Genomic DNA, 16,552 nt, shown 5'->3' on the forward strand with positions numbered 1-16,552 from the left:
ACAAGCTGGGTTCGCGAGTCAAAGCGCAGCCCGCCTGGATTGCATGCTGTTTCGTTCCACTTTTCGAAAAGACTTCGCTCAAACCGCCGGTGCTACCTTTGTGGCACTGTTCACCATCATTGTCACTACGGTTCTTGTTCGCACGTTGGGCCAAGCCGCGGGTGGCAAGGTGGACAATGCAGAAGTGTTCACCTTGATTCTGTTGGGCGGGCTTCAGTACCTGCCAGCGGCCTTGGTCATCACTGTATTCATCTCGGTCATGGGTGTGGTTTCCCGCTCCTTCAAGGAACAGGAAATGACGGCCTGGTTTGCCTCTGGCTTGTCTTTGTTTTCTTTGGTGCGCCCTGTGCTTCGTTTTGCCGTGCCGTTAACTGTGTTGGCGATGATTTGTTCGGTGTGGCTTACCCCATGGGCCAAGGCCGAACTGGATGCGGCCAAAGACCGTTTCGCCAAGCGTAGCGATGTTAGCAAGGTAAGCGCTGGGCAGTTTCGAGAATCAGGTGATGGAGACAGGGTGTTTTTCGTTGAACGCCAATCGGAAGTGACGAAGCAGGTCGAAAATGTGTTTGTGGTGGATTCCAAAGGCGACACCCGCACTGTGGTTTCCGCCGAGCGCGGTAGTGTTGAAGTGGATGCCACGGGGCAACCTTATCTGGTGTTGAGTGGTGGCAGACGTGCCACGCTGGACGGCACTGGTGAGCGCTTTTCAAGCACTGAATTTGAAGCCTACGGATTGGCCATCGACAATACCTTGGGTGCCGCGCCCAGCTTCCAGCTTCAGCACCGCCGGGTTGATTTGCTGCTTGCTGACTTTTCCCCCGCGGCGCAAGGTGAGTTTTTGTGGCGAGTCAGCCTGCCCTTGTCTGCTGTGGTTCTTGGTTTACTGGCCATTCCATTGGCATTCGTAAACCCGCGTGGTGGCAATTCATTGAATCAGTTGTTTGCCTTGCTGATCTACCTGACTTACAGCAACATCGTTTCAGTCACTCAAAGCATGGTAACCAAGGAAACCCTGGATTTCTGGGCTGCTTTGTTGCTTCCCCACGGCTTTGTGCTGGTGCTGTTTTACTTGCTGGTGTTGAAACGCAATCGCCCCGCTGGCGCCCCCCTGTTTTTTCTGCGCAGGTCTGGACTTTCAAGAGTTAAGCCATGATCAAACGATCCAGAAAGTCATTTAGTGTGCCTCATTCTTTGCTGGTGTACTTTCGCAGCGAACTTTACAAAGCCATCAGTTTTGTGATGGTGGCGTTTGTGGGTTTGTTCGCTTTCTTTGATTTGATTGCAGAGGTTGATCGCTTGAGCCTGCCCGGCACAAGCTGGTTTTATTATTTCATTTCGGTGATGTTGGGTTTGCCCGCCAGGGTTTATGAAATTGCGCCCATTGCCGCGTTGATTGGTTCAATTTATGCGCTGGTTCAACTGGCAGCCAGCAGTGAATTGACAGCGATGCGTGCCGCCGGCTTAAGCACCACCAGCATGCTGAAAATGCTGGTTCGCATCGCCTCAGGTGTCGTGGTAATCACCGTGTTGTTTGGCGAGGGTGTAGCACCCTTGGCTGAGCGCGCCGCCGTGCCCATGCGCGCCAAAGCCCTCGGTTACGAAGTTGATCGCGATTTTCGAAGCGGTTACTGGATGCGCGACACTTACAGCGCGCCGGGCGAAGAATCCCGGGTTCGGTTTGTCAACTTCGATTCTTTTAACAAAGACGGTGATTTGTTGAAACTGGAGTATTACGAACTTGACCCGGATTCCAGAATTCGCGCCTGGGTGCGTGCAGAAAGCGCAAGTTTTGATCCACAAAATGGTGACTGGGTGTTGCGCAAGGTTCGTCTACAGCGTTATTTTGATCAAGCCGTCAGCATTGAGGAAGCGGCCAAAGCGGGTTTGACCATTGAGGCCACTCCTTTTGAAGCCATCGATGAAATGCGCTGGACGTCCAACCTGTCGCCTGAACTTTTAACCGGCCTGTTTGTGCGTCCTGATCGAATGAGTGCCTGGCAGTTGTACAACTACTCCCGGTTTTTAAGCAGCAACCTGCAGGCCACCGACAACATTGATTTGGCTTTTGCCAAGAAGATCATGTACCCGTTTGCAATCCTGATCATGATGATGATTTCCCTGCCTTTTGCGTACCTGCATTTCAGATCGGGCAGTGTCAGCGTGAAGGTGTTTGCAGGCATCATGATCGGCGTGGGCTTTCATTTGGTGAACAATCTGTTTTCTCACCTCAGCATGGTGGCCAGCTTTTCACCTTTTGTCAGTGCCGCCGTGCCCAGCTTGTTGGGCTTTGTGGCGGGAATGGCGGCTTTGTGGTGGGTTTCCCAGCCAGCGCCATGGCGCAGTTTGAATGTATTGAGGAATCGATGAGCAGTCACGAAAAAAGAGCAATTGTGTTGTTTGGCCATGGCGCCCGCGACCCTCAGTGGGCCGAGCCAATGAAGCGCCTGCAAAGTATTTTGATTGGGCAGTTGCCCACCGTTCAGGTTGAACTCGCATTTCTTGAACTGATGGCACCCAGCCTGCCCGATACAGTGGATTGCATGGTCCAAGGCGGTGTGCAACACATTCAGGTGGTGCCCATATTTTTCGGCCGTGGCGGCCATTTGAAAAATGATTTTCCGGTGATCATGGCCGAGATGAAACAAAAACACCCTGGCCTTGACATTCAAGCCACCTCTGCTGTGGGGCAATGGGATGCTGTGTGGCAAGCCATCGCTTTAGAAATAGTGGAATTGTCAGCCAAAGGTTGAAGACTCGTTTCACTGCGCGCGGAACAGGTCTGATTTCAAGAGAAGTGCCGGCGCCATGTGCGTGCTGAACATGGCGGTGTGGCCTGAAAGATCATGCAGCAAATCATCAAGCAAAATATCGTCTTCTGTCGTCTTGCCTTGCAGGGTGTCTAGCCAAACCTTGGTTTCAGGAGTCAGTCCCAGCAAATTTCTGACCCGATCGCCGTTGAATATTGCTTTTAAACTCACATCTTCCCAAGTCATTTTTCCTTGACCTTTCAAGTGCAAGGTATTGTTGATCAACTCAAGTTGTCCTGTGTACTTCAAACCGTTTGGAAATTCCAGCGTACCTTGTTTTACAGTTCTGTTGATTAACAATAGCTTGCAGCCAAACAGCCCAACGTTTTGGTATTGAATGTTGTAGTTTTGCAGGTTGACATGATCTCTGGGTCGAATCAGGTAATGGTCGTCCGCTTCCTGGCTCAGCTTGAAGCAAATTTCCTCCGGGCTTGCATTGCTGTATTCGGTCATCAGCTTGAACTCAAAAAGGCATCCGGGGGCACTGAAAGGTTTTAAGTTTGCAATCTTTAAATTGTTACTGAACGAGAGACGCCAAAAGTTGAACAAATGTTCGCGTTTCATCTCCGACATATTGTCTCTGGGTGACACATACACAACAGCACAGCGCCCGTGCGCTATCGGCGTTAGCGTGTCTTCTTTTGAATACGACATGGTTTGCATGATTTCAGAATCAATGCCGCCCCGTAGCCACAAAAAATTGCCGACGAATTGTTTGCCGAGGTAAGTTCCGGGATTGTTGTCGTCAGGATAAAGAATTCCCATGGCCCGATCGGTGGCGGTCAAGTAACCCGAGAAAAGGTAGGGGCCCACGGGTAGTTTGAATACAAAACCTTCAAACCCAGGCGAGGGAGTTTTTTGTGTGCAATCCAGATAATGGGCTTTGAAGGGATAATTTCCTTCGAGCGACGAGTGGCGTATTTCCGAGAACAAGGGCAAGGCATCCAGTGGGATGGGGTCTGAATCTCCGTCTACAGGGAACTGTAGAAAACAATGCTGGCCCTCTTCGTCGGTTAGCCGAGCATTCTGCAAGCATTGTTGTGCAGTCAGTTTGCCTTGCCAGCGCAAGTTCTCCTGCTGCAAGACAGTAAAACGTTCTGTATTTACTGTGCCGCATGGCTCCCATTCAATTTTCGATTGTAATTCAACGGCCCCAAACGTAGGCACTATGGTTTCTTTCACCCAAGTGGCTTGTTTCAACAGTGGTCTTTTTGTCCAGGGGTTGCCGTCAAAATTGGTTTCCAGTTTCATGGAGACAGACGTCTTATTGTCTGCGTGGCTGTCTTTAAATCCAAGTCGAATTCCTGCGAGTTGTTTGTTTATGAAAATAAACATATGAACTGGGGCATCGTCGCTGCTCGACAAGTAAGTTTGTCCGTTTTCGATGATTAACGGCGTATTTGATTCTGGTGAGTAGCCAAGCAGTTCATGAAGTCGCGAAGTGCCATGCGAGCTGATTTTAGAAATGGGAGCAACATGATTTGGCCATATCGACTTTGCCATTGTGCGGGTGAACGACAACAATGGCATGTGCTGCCCGGGCGATTTATTCCATTCCAGTGTCTGTGAGCCCATGACCAGATCAGGCTCGTCTCGAAAGCGTTCCCCGGAATAATTACCGATCCCAAACCACTCTAATTTCACTGCCGCGTTTTTGTTTTTTCCTTGATGAACAATCGAATACTGTCGCTGCGCGTTGTAACCGCGTTCAGCCAATTTCGATTTGCTGACCAGCCCGTTCGCAGGGCTAACCAAGAGTTCAATGCCTTCGAGTTGGATTTGCAGTTTGTTTCCGTTTTTTTTGAGAATTCCCTGCAGCATGGGAAGCACACCAGTATTGCATTCAGCGTGCATGCGCGTGCAGTGATTCAGCAACGCTTTGCTGCTGACCAATTCAGGCGCCGGGCCGGCGGCGGCCAGTTGATCTATTGTGCTGTGGTGCTGATCAAGTAAATGAATCAATAAATCAAACTGACTTGGGCGGCCGGATTGGCCCGACAAACAGGTTTTCAAACACTCGCTTTGAAGGCATTTGCCAAGCACATCGATAATTTGGGCCCGGTTCAGTGGCAGTTGAGCTGTTCTAGGGTGCTGTGTGAGCACCTCCAAGGGGTCGGCGTCTTCAAGCTGTTGAAGCAACTGCTGAACTGCATGGTTTTTTGCCCATTCGGGTGGATTGTTGTTGGCAAGATTTCCTGAACAAAGGTCGAGAAAAAATTCCAGGCTTTCCNGAGTTCATAGTGTTCCAGCAACGGCTTACACAGGCTGACCAATTGGCGGTGGTCCAAAACTTCCCATTTTTTGGACTTGATTTGGGCAAGCGTTGTGAAAAAGTTTTCAGCCTGAACCAGTTCAAACCCCATTACTTCATTGATATGGGGCTTTAGAACTTCAGCTGGGTTTTGAATTTGTTGTATCGCAGTGTTAATCAAATCGCGCAAATCACCCCCGACCGTCGCAGCGCGGGTCCATTTTTCACACAGCCTGGGGAAGTCGGTGCTTATTGACTGTTCAAGTTCATCAGGGCCACTGCAGCCAGCCCAATCGCTCAGCACAGAACTTGCAAAAAGCTTTGCATTGGCATCTTTTTCTTCGTTCAGTAACGCATTCACAAGCGGCTTCCACAAGCCAACCATTGCTGCTTCAGTGCGTTGCATGCCAGGGTATTCACCGTACACGGCACGTTTGTAGATTTCACGAAGCAGAACATCGTCGGCTTTGTCAAAAAAATAGTTGGCAAGCCCGGGTTGCAGACCTTTGGCACCGGGTGTTTTGCAAAGGCGGTAGGACAAGCGCTTCAACCCACCGTCTATGGCGGTATTGAAGCTGAGCCATTTGTTGTCGCTAAGCCAGCTTTGAAGGTTGGGGCACCATGGCGAATTGAGTGTGGCGGTTTTTTTCTTGCGATTGAATTCAATGTGCTTGCTACTGCCAACCATGTCGTAGCACACCTGGTTTTGATCGGTGAAATTCACGTCGATGGTCGTGTGCCCCGATCTGGCTTGGCCCAATGTAATTACAGTTTGTCGAAAGGATTCGTTCGCAATGGTGGGCACGGTTCTGGCCCATGTTTGAATTTTTTGTGTCCGATTTCCGGTTTGATGTTGCTCGGCAAGTTTGCTGGAAAAAAATGTATCGATTTGAGTTCGGATTGAGTGGATTTTTTCTTCCCAGGCTTGCGTTGTTTCACTGGCCAGCCTCAGGTGCAAATCGATGTCATATGACTGTTGATAACCGGTCTGAATTTGCCCAACCGTGGAGCCCTTGATACAGCCTGAGTGAATATCCAATAGTTCCAGCAGTTCATCCACTTTCAAGTGGATGCTTTGCCTGCCCTGTCGACTAGCCAGCTGAATGGTTTGGGTCAGTGGTTTGGTGGCGGTGTTGTAATTCAGTGGCTGTTGGCGGTGGGGTGTGCTTGCTTGCTTGAATTCATTTTGTCGCTGCTGCCAATGTGTAAGGTTTGACAAACCTGAAATGCTGGGCATGAATGGTAAAGCTGGGTTAAAGCTGTATGAACACTCAACTTGAGTAACTAGAATCACAGTTAGGTTCTATTTCAAAATGTTAGTGGCCCGTTTACAATCCGGTTTCCAATACTACACAGGGGCTGATGCATGAAAAAATGGCTGTTGATGCTTGCGCTTTGCTTTTCCCTTCCTGCCCACGCACAGTCGACTGAAGCTGCTTGCCAGGCCAAGGCTGTAAGCAAAGAAGGCAAGCCCCTCTCAGGTGCCGCGAAAAACTCATTCATGAAAAAATGCCTGGCTGACAACAAGGCAACATGTGAAGAACGCGCCGTGGGCAAAGACAGCAAGAAGCTGGCTGGTGCGGCCAAAAACTCGTTTTTGAAGAAGTGCAATGCCGAAGCAGGCTGATTGTTCTCTGGCTTCTTTTTCTCAGGCCGCTTTTGAGGCGTGCTGAATATCTGTTTCCAGTTCAGCGCATGATTTGGCCAGTGCTTGACCAATCAAGATAAGGCATGGGCCGTCGGTCAATTGATCTGCAGAAAATAAAGGCAGTTTGCCCAAATTCAGCGGTGTGAACTTTTCAGCGGGCAGTGAAACGCTTTCGCACAGAATGACCGGTGTGTTCGGGTTGCGGCCTTTTTCAAGCAAGGCGGCGGCCCAGGGGCCAGCCTGGCGCAAGCCCATATAAACAGCCACGGTGTCGTTTTCCGTGCCGGTGAACAATTCAGTGCTAGGTACTTCATCAGCACCCACTGAAGGGGTGGTCAGCGTTAGGCTGCGGGCAACACCACGCAGCGTGAGCGAGGCCTGCAGGCTGCTGGCTGCAGCCAATGCAGCGGTTACACCGGGCACAACTTCCACGATGTGGCCAGCGGCTTTCAAAGCAGTAATTTCTTCGTCAGCTCGGCCAAACACCATGGGGTCTCCGCCTTTCAGGCGCACCACCAGTTTGAATTGTTCAGCGGCTTCAACAAGCTGTTTGTTGATGAAAATTTGTGCGGTGGACTTCTTGCCGCAGCGTTTGCCAACTGCGACCAGCTTTGCATCGGGGTGGGCTTCAGAAAGAAGAGAGGGACTGACCAGCGCATCGTAAAACACGCAGTCTGCCTGCATCAACAGTTTCAGGCCACGAACGGTGATTAAATCCTCCGCTCCAGGTCCTGCTCCAATCAATACAATGCGTCCCATCTCAAAAGTCCCTATTTAAGAACAAGCAACCAACAACCGGGTGAAGGGTCGTTGATTAGTTCTTTGCAACGATCATGCCAGCTGCCACTGTTTGGTTGGTGGCACTGTCAATCAGAATAAAACTGCCTGTTGCACGGCATTCTGTGTACAAATCTGCCACGATGGGCTGGGCCAGCACCAATTCAATCTGTGCAATGTCATTCATTTGCACCGTTTTGGTGCTTTCGCCGTGCATCAGGGTGTGAATGTCCAGGACCAAGTTTACCGCCTTGATTTTCGCCTGGGTTTGGCGGGTGGTCTGCTTGATCCAGTACTTGCGCGCCGGGTTCAACGGTTCATTGTCCAGCCAGCAAATGTCGGCCGTCAATGCTTTCACTGGGGTGTGGCTTACGGTGTCGCCAATGCTTACAATTTGGTCGCCACGGGAAACGTCCACATCGCGGTCCAACACCAAGGTCACGCACTGGCCCAAATGGGCTTCGGTCAAATCATCATTCAAAAATACAATGCGGGAAACAACGGCGCTTTGGCCGGAAGGGTGCACCACAACAGTGTCGCCCACCTTCACGCTGCCGCCTTCCACACGGCCCATGTAGCCACGGAAGTCGTCGGCTTTGTGACCGTCGTGACGAGCCACCAGCTGCACAGGGAAGCGGAAACCCACTTTGTGGGCAGCCTCAGCACGGTCGGCGCGGCTGGGAATGTTTTCCAGAATGGGTAACAAAGGCTGGCCGGTATACCAGGGGGTTTTGGGGCTGGCGGTTACCACATTGTCGCCGGTCAGCGCTGAAATCGGTAGCACCAAGGCTTCCTGAACACCCACAGTCACAGCCAGTTCACGCACGGCTTTTTCTGTGGCAATGAATTTGGCCTGGTCGAAATCAACCAAATCCATTTTGTTCACGGCAAACAGAATGGCGGGAATGCCCAGTTTGCCAGCAATGGCGCTGTGGCGTTTGGTCTGGGCCAGCAAGGTGGCCTTCAGGCCATCCGCGCTTTCTTCAAAGGCAACGCGGGTAATGTCGACCAGCACAATGGCCACATCGGCGGTGGATGCGCCGGTTACCATGTTGCGCGTGTACTGTTCATGGCCCGGCGTGTCGGCCACAATGAATTTGCGTGCGGGTGTTGCGAAATAGCGGTAGGCCACATCGATGGTAATGCCTTGTTCGCGCTCGGCTTCCAGGCCGTCGGTCAACAGCGAAAAGTCGATCGTATCGCCTGCAGTACGCTTGTTTTTCGCCTTCGAAATGGCAGCCAGCTGGTCAGCGAAGATGCCTTTGCTGTCGAACAACAGACGACCGATCAGCGTGGACTTTCCGTCGTCGACAGAACCTGCGGTGATGAAGCGCAGCACGCCATTTTCTTGGGTGCTCAGTTTCAGGGCTTCGTTAATTGCATTCATGTTATTCATCTCTATTAGAAATAACCTTCTTTCTTGCGGCGCTCCATGGAGGCCTCGGAAGTTTGATCGTCCATGCGGGTTGCGCCGCGCTCTGTGATGTCGGTCACTGCCGTTTCCGCGATAATGTCGATCGGGTTGGCTGCCGTGCTGGCCACAGGGCAGGTGCAGGTAATGTCGCCAACCGTGCGGAAGCGCACGGTGCGGGTGGTTACCGTTTCACCGGCTTTGGGCTGCGTCATTTCTGTAATGGGCACCAACAGGCCGTTGCGCTCAATCACTTCACGTTCGTGGGCATAGTAAATGTTGGGCAACTCCAGCTTTTCACGCTCTATGTATTGCCACACATCCAGTTCCGTCCAGTTGGAAATCGGAAACACGCGCATGTGTTCACCAGGGTGAACGCGTGTGTTGTATAGGTCCCAAAGTTCAGGGCGCTGACTTTTCGGGTCCCACTGGCCAAAGCCATCACGGAAAGAAAAAATACGTTCTTTGGCGCGCGCTTTTTCTTCGTCGCGGCGGGCACCACCCATTAGCGCATCAAATCCGAATTCCTCCTGCGTTTCCAGCAAGGTTACGCTTTGGAATGAATTGCGAGAGGCTTCAGGGTGGGGCAGGCGAATGGTGCCTTTTTTGATCGAACCTTCCAGTGAGCGCACAATCAGTTCTTCGCCCAATTGCTTGGCTTTCCAGTCGCGAAATTCGATCACTTCCGGAAAGTTGTGCTCGGTGTCGATGTGCACCAATGGGAACGGAAACTTGCCGGGGCGAAATGCTTTTTCAGCCAAGCGAAGCATCACGATGGAATCTTTGCCGCCCGAAAACAGCAAGGCAGGGCGTGCGCACTCGGCCGCCACTTCGCGCATGATGTAGATGGCTTCTGCTTCCAGCCAATCCAGGTGGGACATGGTATATGTTTGCGTGCTCACTTGCGTGCTCATGGTTGATCTCGTTTAATTGAATTTATTTCTTCAAATTGGCGTTGTGCAAACCGCATTCCTTGCTGGTGGGGTCTTCCCACCACCAACGGCCTGCACGAATGTCTTCACCCACAGTAATGGCGCGGGTGCAGGGTTCGCAACCAATTGAAGGAAAGCCTTCGAAGTGCAGCTTGTTTACTGGTACATCAAACTGGCGAACATAGGTCCACACATCGGCCTCGGTCCAATCCGCCAGCGGGTTGAATTTTTCAATACCGCGGTCGGTATCAAATTCGCGTGAGGGTAATTCAGCGCGTGTTGCTGCTTGTGCCTGGCGTTGCCCGGTAATCCAGGCTTGTGCACCTTTCAATGCGCGCGCCAGGGGCTCCACCTTGCGAATGCCGCAGCATTCTTTGCGCAGTGCCGTGCTTTCATAAAAAGCATCAGCACCCTTGGTGTTCACATAGGTTTCCACGGCTGCTGCCTGGGGTTCAAACCACTGCACGGTTTGACCATATTTGGCTTGCAGGGCAGGGGCCACATCCAGGGTTTGCTGATGCAAGCGGCCGGTGTTCAAGCTGAACACGCGAATGTTCAGTTTCAGGCGCGCAATCACATCGAACAACACATTGTCTTCAGCCGCCAGGCTACTGGCCAAAGCGATTGAATCGAACTCATTGGCAGCCTGGGTCAGCAATGTTTCCAGCGCCTTGACCTTGGCTGCAATGTCGGTGGCGGGTTGGTGCGGGCCACGAAATACGGCGATGGGTTGTTCTTGCACAGCGTTGTTTTCCTGCGCTGTTTCCACACTGTGGAAGCGGGATTGCGCTGAAGAATTCACTGCATTCATGCTCAGGCTCCCACAGCAGCCCGGCGATTGAACACGGGCAAGGATCCATCGGCACTGGTTTGGTAAGGAATGGTGAAGTCAGAAAATGCGTTCAACGCGTCTTCCAGGGATTTGCCTTCCTTGATGTCGAATTGCGTGAAACCGCAGCGCGCCAAATAGAAAAACTGATCGCGCCACACATCGCCAAAGGCGCGAATTTCGCCTTTGAAGCCATAGCGTGTGCGCAGCAATACCGCGCCTGAATAACCTTGGCCATACTTGAACACGGGGAAGTTGAATGCAATCAGTTTCAGCACATTCACATCGCCCTGCAACTGCTCAGGGTTGTCTTCCGGGTTTAAGTAAACACCCAAATTGCCAGCCTGTGCACGTGCGCTTAGTTCGGCTTTGTTGGCTTCCCAAACAGACAGGTGCACCAGCACCTTGCCTTCAGAAGGCACCGCTACAGGCGCTTCGGCTGTACCCGCATCAATCACGGTGAAATCATCCGCAACTATAGCGGCTTCACCGTTCACCGGTTTAACGATAATACTGGCCATTTAAGCAGCCTCCTTGTTGGCGTACACATGGTCTTTGAATGGGTCTGCACCAATGCGGTCGAGTGTGTCGATGAACAACTCATCTTCATGACGCTCGCGCACATACACTTCCAGCAACTTCACAACCACGCCAGGTACGTCTTTTTCATAGAAGGACTTTCCAATTACCTTGCCAATGGACGCATCGTTGCCTTGGCGACCACCCAAGGTAACCTGGTACCATTCTTCACCGTTTTTATCGACACCCAAAATACCGATGTTGCCAATGTGGTGGTGACCACATGAATTGATACAACCAGAAATATTCAGGCTAAGGTCGCCCAAGTCGAACTGATAATCCAGATTGTCCACGGCTTCCTGAATGCCCAAGGCGATTGGAATCGACTTTGCATTGGCCAGTGAACAGAAATCGCCGCCGGGGCAGGCAATCATGTCGGAAACCAGACCAATATTGGGCATGGCCAAATTGTGTTCTTTCAGTGTGCTCCACAGCTCGAACAAGTCTTGCTCGGCTACATCTGACAGCACAAAGTTTTGTTCGTGCGTAACCCGCAATTCGCCGAATGAATACTGCTCGGCCAAATCGGCGATCAGGTGCATTTCATTCGTGTTGGCGTCGCCTGGGGCAATGCCGGGGCGTTTCAATGAAATGCTGATCGCCACATAACCAGGCTGGCGGTGTTCGCGTGCATTGCGAATCAACCAACGGTCGAAACCCACATGCTTGGCGCGCAAGCCACGATTTTGTTCGGCAATGGTGGCCACTTGTTCAGCGCTGAATTGCTCGTATGAAGGTGCGGTGAAGAAGGACGACACACGGTCAAATTCTTTCTGCGGAATCACAGAAACGCCGCCCTTGATGTGTTGCCATTCTTCTTCAACCTGTTTGGCAAATTCTTCCGGTCCAATGGCGCGCACCAAAATCTTGATGCGGGCTTTGTACATGTTGTCGCGGCGGCCATAGCGGTTGTACACACGCATGACAGCTTCAATGTAGGTCAGCAATTCTTGCCAGGGCAGGTCGTTTTTGATCACAGAACCAATTACCGGTGTGCGGCCCAAGCCACCCCCTGCCAACACCTGCGCAACCACTTCACCGGCTGCGTTGCGTGTCAGGTTCACACCAATGTCGTGCACTTGAACAGCAGCGCGATCCACGGCCGCACCGTTCACGGCAATCTTGAACTTGCGTGGCAAGTGAGCGAATTCCGGATGAAAAGTGCTCCACTGGCGAATCAGTTCGCAGAATGGGCGCGGGTCCACAAATTCGTCTTTCGCAATGCCGGCGAACGGGTCGCTGGTGGTGTTGCGAATGCAGTTGCCACTGGTTTGAATGGCGTGCATTTCCACTTCAGCCAGCTCGGCCAGAATGTCGGGAATGCTTTCCAGCGTTGGCCAGTTGTACTGAATGTTCTGGCGCGTTGTGAAGTGTGCGTAGTTGCGGTCGTATTTGGCTGAAATGTCGGCCAATTTGTGCAGCTGCTTGGCACCCAGCAAACCATAAGGAATCGCCACGCGCAACATTGGCGCATGGCGCTGAATGTAAAGGCCGTTTTGCAGGCGCAGCGGGCGGAATTCTTCGTCCGTCAGTTCGCCTTTCAGGAAGCGCTCGGTCTGGTTGCGAAACTGGGCCACGCGTTCGCGAACAAGGGCGTGGTCATAGTCGTCGTATTTGTACATTTACATCACCAATTTTGCGGCCACGGCGGTGAGGGTCGTGGCCAATACCCCGCGCAAGAACCGTTCAGGCACTGCGCGACTTAAATAACTACCAATGGTTATGCCGGGAATGGAGCCGATCAACAAAGCGCCCAACAAACCGAAATCGACAGTGCCCAGGCTGAAGTGGCCAAATGCAGCCACCGCAGTCAATGGCACTGCATAAGCAATGTCAGTTCCCGCAATTTCAGACGCTTTCAAGTGTGGATACAGCATAATCAACACCATGGCGCCAATTGCACCTGCGCCAATCGAAGAGACGGTAACCAAGACACCGATGACTGAAAACGCTACCACGGTCGCAATGGTACGTGTTTTATCTTGCAGTTGCGCTTGCGGGTGGTTTTGTAGCCAATGAACAATCTTTGTTTTAAAAATAAGCACGCCCACGGTCAACATAACGCAGATCGAGATGGACCAACGAATGAATACATCAATCGGGCTGCCCTTGCCGGCATTCTGAATATCCATGCCATGCAAAACCGCAATGGTGATCAGCGAGGCGGGAACGCTTCCCAGGCAAGCCAAACCCACAATTTTCCAGTTCACCGTGTTGCGCAGGCGATGCACCACAGTGCCAGCACCTTTGGTTATGGCAGCGAAGGCCAGATCAGTGCCAACAGCGGTTGTGGCGGGCACACCGAAAAACACAGTCAGCAGTGGAGTCATCAACGAGCCGCCACCTACGCCGGTGAGGCCGACCAATAGGCCGACCGCAAGGCCAGATGCTACGTAGACTAAATCAATGTCGAATGGCACGTGAAAGCTCGATAAAAAATGGTTTTTTGGGACTTGAAGTGTAGGCGCTTCCCTTTATAATTCAAACGATAATATTTCCATTTATATATTCTCCTGCGGAATAAAGGGTTTTTATGAACTTGCACCAGCTTCGATTCGTTCGGGAAGCAGTTCGGCATGATTTCAGCCTGACCGATGCGGCCAAATCGCTGTTCACGTCGCAGCCTGGGGTGTCGAAAGCGATTATTGAATTTGAAGAAGAGCTGGGCTTCCAGATTTTCAAGCGGCACGGCAAGCGTATTAAAGGATTAACAGCACCCGGCGAGCTTGTGTACCAAGCCTGCGAAAGGGTATTGGCTGAACTGGAAAACATCAAACGCGTGGGTGAGGAATTCGCCGCACGAGAAAGCGGGCAGTTGCGCGTGGCGGTAACCCACACCCAGGCCCGTTATGTCTTGCCACAGGCGGTGGCCACTTTCCGCAAAAAATTCCCGAAAGTGAAATTGATTTTGCTGCAGGGTACGCCCGAGCAATTGGCGCAATGGGTGCGCAAAGACCAAGCCGATTTGGCCGTGGCTACAGAGGCACTGGCCGATGAGCCCGATTTGGTCACATTTCCCTGTTACGACTGGGGTCATATTGCGGTGGCGCCAACTGGGTCGCCCTTGCTAAAGCCGTTTATGGACGGTGGGCGGCAAATTGCACTGGCTGATTTTGACCAGATGCCGGTAATTACTTATGAAACCCACTTCGCCGGACGCAAGAAAATTGATGCTGCTTTCGCGAAAGCTGGTGTGACCATTGACTTGGTGCTGGAAGCCATTGATGCCGATGTAATTAAAACCTATGTGGGCTTGGGGCTGGGCGTGGGCATTATTGCAGAAGTGGCTTTTGATGCGCTGAAGGACAAAGGTTTGGTGGCTGTGCCAGTGGATCATTTGTTCGGCCGCAATACCACCCGGATTGCGCTTCGGCAGGGGGTTTTCATGCGTACACTGATGTACGAATTCATTGCCGTGTTCGCCCCGATGTTGACGCCGAAGCTGATTGATCGAGTTCTTGGCGGTGGTGATGCTTACGATATTTGAGAGTTAAGCGATCTGAGTGAATTGAGTTTGATCGGAGCGCAGTGCCTGTTGCGACGGAAAATCTGTTGTCCCCCAGCTGAGCCTCGCCTTGCCTGAAACCGCCCCTCGAAAAAGCTGTCGGGGCGGCTTCTGCCCCCTTGGGGCACCGGCCCGGCTTGGCACGCTTGGGCAGATTTTCCCGACTGTCGCAACAAGCACAGGCGCAACCGATCAAATCCGCATATCGCACATCGCGCGAGCCTCATCACGAGACGAGCAGCACATGCTGCACTGTTCGGGTCGATTCAAGGCCAGCCCGCCCAACATCTTCGCAGCGAGGGGCGGCTCGACAAGTCGAGCCGATGCAAAGGCGCCATTGCGCTTTGCATGACCCAAGCCAGAAGATTCGTTGGGGAATTCGGGTTGGACCAAGGCCCGAATAGTGCGGTATTTGCTGTGAAATCCGTGCTGCCAAGACCTGAATAGTGCGGCTGTGCTGCTTGTAGACTTCGCTAAACTCCAGTGCGATCTTGTCAATCACGCATGTGCTGACGAACCACCTCAAACACCCTGGATGTGTCCTGACTCTTCGGTCCATTGGCCACCAGTTCATCCAGCAACTCCGCTGTTTTAAACAGCAGCGGCAAATTCAAACCCTGCTTCTTCGCTGCATCAGCCACCATCCGAACGTCTTTCGCATGCAAATGCGCCTCAATCGAAATCGGGTCGGTAAATCCCTTCACCATGTGCGGCCCGGCCCAATCCAGCACGCGGCTGGCAGGCAAACCGGCTTGCAGCAGTTCAAGTACTACAGCCAAATCCGCACCCTGTTCAAGTGCGTAGTTCATGGCTTCTGCTATGCCCACCAATTGAATACACAGCGCCATTTGATTGGCTGCTTTGATGGCTTGTCCGGCGCCTGAGGGCCCTACATGCCGAATGGTTTTACCCAAGTGCTGCAACATGGGCTCAACTTTCCGGAATGCAGACAAATCGCCGCCCGCCATCATGCTGAGCGTGGCAGCGCGCGCGCCTGCGGCACCGCCTGAAACAGGGCAGTCAATGTAGTCGATTCCCTTGGCTTTCAATTCACGGGCAATGTTCGCAACAGCTGCTGCATCAATCGTGCTGAAGTCGATCACAATGCTACCGGCTTGAGCGCATTCGGCAATTCCGCCTTCACGAAATAACAGCGATTGCACATCGGCGGTGTTGGTCACATTCAGGGCAATCAAGTGGGTTCCGGCGCACAAAGCCTGAATACTGGGTTGTGGCTTTAAGGGAATGTTGGGAAGGGCCTCAAAGGTGGACGCATTTCGCGCCCAGGCCAGCACGGTGTAGCCTGCTTTGCAAAGATGGCTCGCCATGGCGGAGCCCATGTTGCCCAGGCCAATAAAGCCGATAGTGTTTGGTGTTGGGGATGATGAGTTCATCCCCGAATTATAGTCAGCTTCAGTGGGCCTGGATGCTCGGGTTTTCAGCAGGGTGCAGGTCGGCCAAGCGGCAGTATTGCAGTTCACCGGTGTGAAAACGCACCAGCACCGGGTGGCTGGTCGATATCCAGCGGCCAAACTCGGCAATGTTGTAGGCAATCACGGTGGCGGGTTTCAGGTCCATCAACACCTCGGCCCCCACCTTGAACAGCTTTGCGGTTTGGCGAAGGGTTTTTTTTCGCATTAATGTTTGGCCATCGGGGTAGCGGCGTGTTGCAGCGTTTACGGCGTTGGTGTAGGCGATGGTAAGGGGCATGTTTGCCTCCAGCTGGTGTGTACAACTTAGTTATACGGTACCAGCCGGGAAAGCAGTTTACCGAACATGGGGGAATAACCCGTTCAGTTCTGTAAGTGTTAAT

Annotated in this window: 15 protein-coding genes; 5 read left to right on the forward strand and 10 right to left on the reverse strand. The window is 52.3% G+C overall.

Annotated elements, in window-relative coordinates:
* Positions 1 to 43: 43 nt before the first annotated feature.
* The 3 genes from lptF to NSP04_RS06235 are packed head-to-tail and all read left to right on the forward strand — an operon-like array spanning position 44 to position 2,750.
* Positions 44 to 1,153 (forward strand): LPS export ABC transporter permease LptF, encoded by a 1,110-nt coding sequence (gene lptF, locus NSP04_RS06225; RefSeq protein WP_257511479.1) that lies wholly within the window; start codon positions 44 to 46, stop codon positions 1,151 to 1,153.
* Positions 1,150 to 2,367 (forward strand): LPS export ABC transporter permease LptG, encoded by a 1,218-nt coding sequence (lptG, locus tag NSP04_RS06230; protein ID WP_257511480.1) that lies wholly within the window; start codon positions 1,150 to 1,152, stop codon positions 2,365 to 2,367. Before lptF ends, lptG begins: the two co-directional genes overlap by 4 nt.
* Entirely contained in the window at positions 2,364 to 2,750 is a 387-nt protein-coding gene (locus tag NSP04_RS06235; RefSeq protein ID WP_257511481.1) for a sirohydrochlorin chelatase, read from the forward strand. The genes lptG and NSP04_RS06235 overlap by 4 nt, the downstream gene beginning before the upstream one ends.
* Before the next feature lie 9 nt (positions 2,751 to 2,759).
* Here NSP04_RS06235 and NSP04_RS06240 read toward each other — a convergent pair whose 3' ends face one another.
* The gene (locus NSP04_RS06240) at positions 2,760 to 4,946 is read right to left on the reverse strand and encodes a hypothetical protein (RefSeq protein ID WP_257511482.1); all 2,187 of its coding nucleotides are present in this window, start codon (positions 4,944 to 4,946) and stop codon (positions 2,760 to 2,762) included.
* A 1,478-nt stretch (positions 4,947 to 6,424) separates the two neighbouring features.
* Here NSP04_RS06240 and NSP04_RS06245 point away from each other — a divergent pair.
* Positions 6,425 to 6,685, forward strand: coding sequence for a hypothetical protein (locus tag NSP04_RS06245; protein ID WP_257511483.1), 261 nt, complete (start codon positions 6,425 to 6,427; stop codon positions 6,683 to 6,685).
* A gap of 21 nt (positions 6,686 to 6,706) precedes the next feature.
* Here the strand turns inward: NSP04_RS06245 and cobA are convergent, their stop codons facing one another.
* The 7 genes from cobA to NSP04_RS06280 are packed head-to-tail and all read right to left on the reverse strand — an operon-like array spanning position 6,707 to position 13,654.
* A complete protein-coding gene (cobA, locus tag NSP04_RS06250; RefSeq protein ID WP_257511484.1) occupies positions 6,707 to 7,465 on the reverse strand; it encodes a uroporphyrinogen-III C-methyltransferase in 759 nt (252 codons plus the stop codon).
* Positions 7,466 to 7,520: 55 nt separating this feature from the next.
* Positions 7,521 to 8,870, reverse strand: a complete 1,350-nt coding sequence (locus tag NSP04_RS06255; protein ID WP_257511485.1) for a sulfate adenylyltransferase subunit 1 — start codon at positions 8,868 to 8,870, stop codon at positions 7,521 to 7,523.
* Positions 8,871 to 8,884: 14 nt separating this feature from the next.
* Positions 8,885 to 9,808: a sulfate adenylyltransferase subunit CysD gene (gene cysD / locus NSP04_RS06260; RefSeq protein WP_257511486.1), complete on the reverse strand. Its 924-nt coding sequence runs from the start codon at positions 9,806 to 9,808 to the stop codon at positions 8,885 to 8,887.
* A 22-nt stretch (positions 9,809 to 9,830) separates the two neighbouring features.
* The gene (locus NSP04_RS06265; RefSeq protein ID WP_257511487.1) at positions 9,831 to 10,637 is read right to left on the reverse strand and encodes a phosphoadenylyl-sulfate reductase; all 807 of its coding nucleotides are present in this window, start codon (positions 10,635 to 10,637) and stop codon (positions 9,831 to 9,833) included.
* A 2-nt stretch (positions 10,638 to 10,639) separates the two neighbouring features.
* Positions 10,640 to 11,176 (reverse strand): DUF934 domain-containing protein, encoded by a 537-nt coding sequence (locus NSP04_RS06270; RefSeq protein ID WP_257511488.1) that lies wholly within the window; start codon positions 11,174 to 11,176, stop codon positions 10,640 to 10,642.
* A complete protein-coding gene (locus tag NSP04_RS06275; RefSeq protein WP_257511489.1) occupies positions 11,177 to 12,856 on the reverse strand; it encodes a nitrite/sulfite reductase in 1,680 nt (559 codons plus the stop codon). It lies immediately after the preceding gene.
* Positions 12,857 to 13,654 carry a sulfite exporter TauE/SafE family protein gene (locus NSP04_RS06280; RefSeq protein ID WP_257511490.1) on the reverse strand — a complete coding sequence of 266 codons (798 nt, stop codon included), beginning with the start codon at positions 13,652 to 13,654 and terminating at the stop codon, positions 12,857 to 12,859.
* Positions 13,655 to 13,767: 113 nt separating this feature from the next.
* Between NSP04_RS06280 and NSP04_RS06285 the strand changes: the two genes are divergently transcribed.
* Positions 13,768 to 14,721 (forward strand): CysB family HTH-type transcriptional regulator, encoded by a 954-nt coding sequence (locus NSP04_RS06285; protein ID WP_257511491.1) that lies wholly within the window; start codon positions 13,768 to 13,770, stop codon positions 14,719 to 14,721.
* 512 nt (positions 14,722 to 15,233) lie between these two features.
* Here NSP04_RS06285 and NSP04_RS06290 read toward each other — a convergent pair.
* Positions 15,234 to 16,133 (reverse strand): NAD(P)-dependent oxidoreductase, encoded by a 900-nt coding sequence (locus NSP04_RS06290; RefSeq protein ID WP_257511492.1) that lies wholly within the window; start codon positions 16,131 to 16,133, stop codon positions 15,234 to 15,236.
* A 19-nt stretch (positions 16,134 to 16,152) separates the two neighbouring features.
* Positions 16,153 to 16,449: a hypothetical protein gene (locus tag NSP04_RS06295; protein ID WP_257511493.1), complete on the reverse strand. Its 297-nt coding sequence runs from the start codon at positions 16,447 to 16,449 to the stop codon at positions 16,153 to 16,155.
* Positions 16,450 to 16,552 lie beyond the last annotated feature (103 nt).

This window comes from Limnobacter parvus (genome assembly GCF_024623725.1).
Taxonomy (GTDB): domain Bacteria; phylum Pseudomonadota; class Gammaproteobacteria; order Burkholderiales; family Burkholderiaceae_B; genus Limnobacter; species Limnobacter parvus.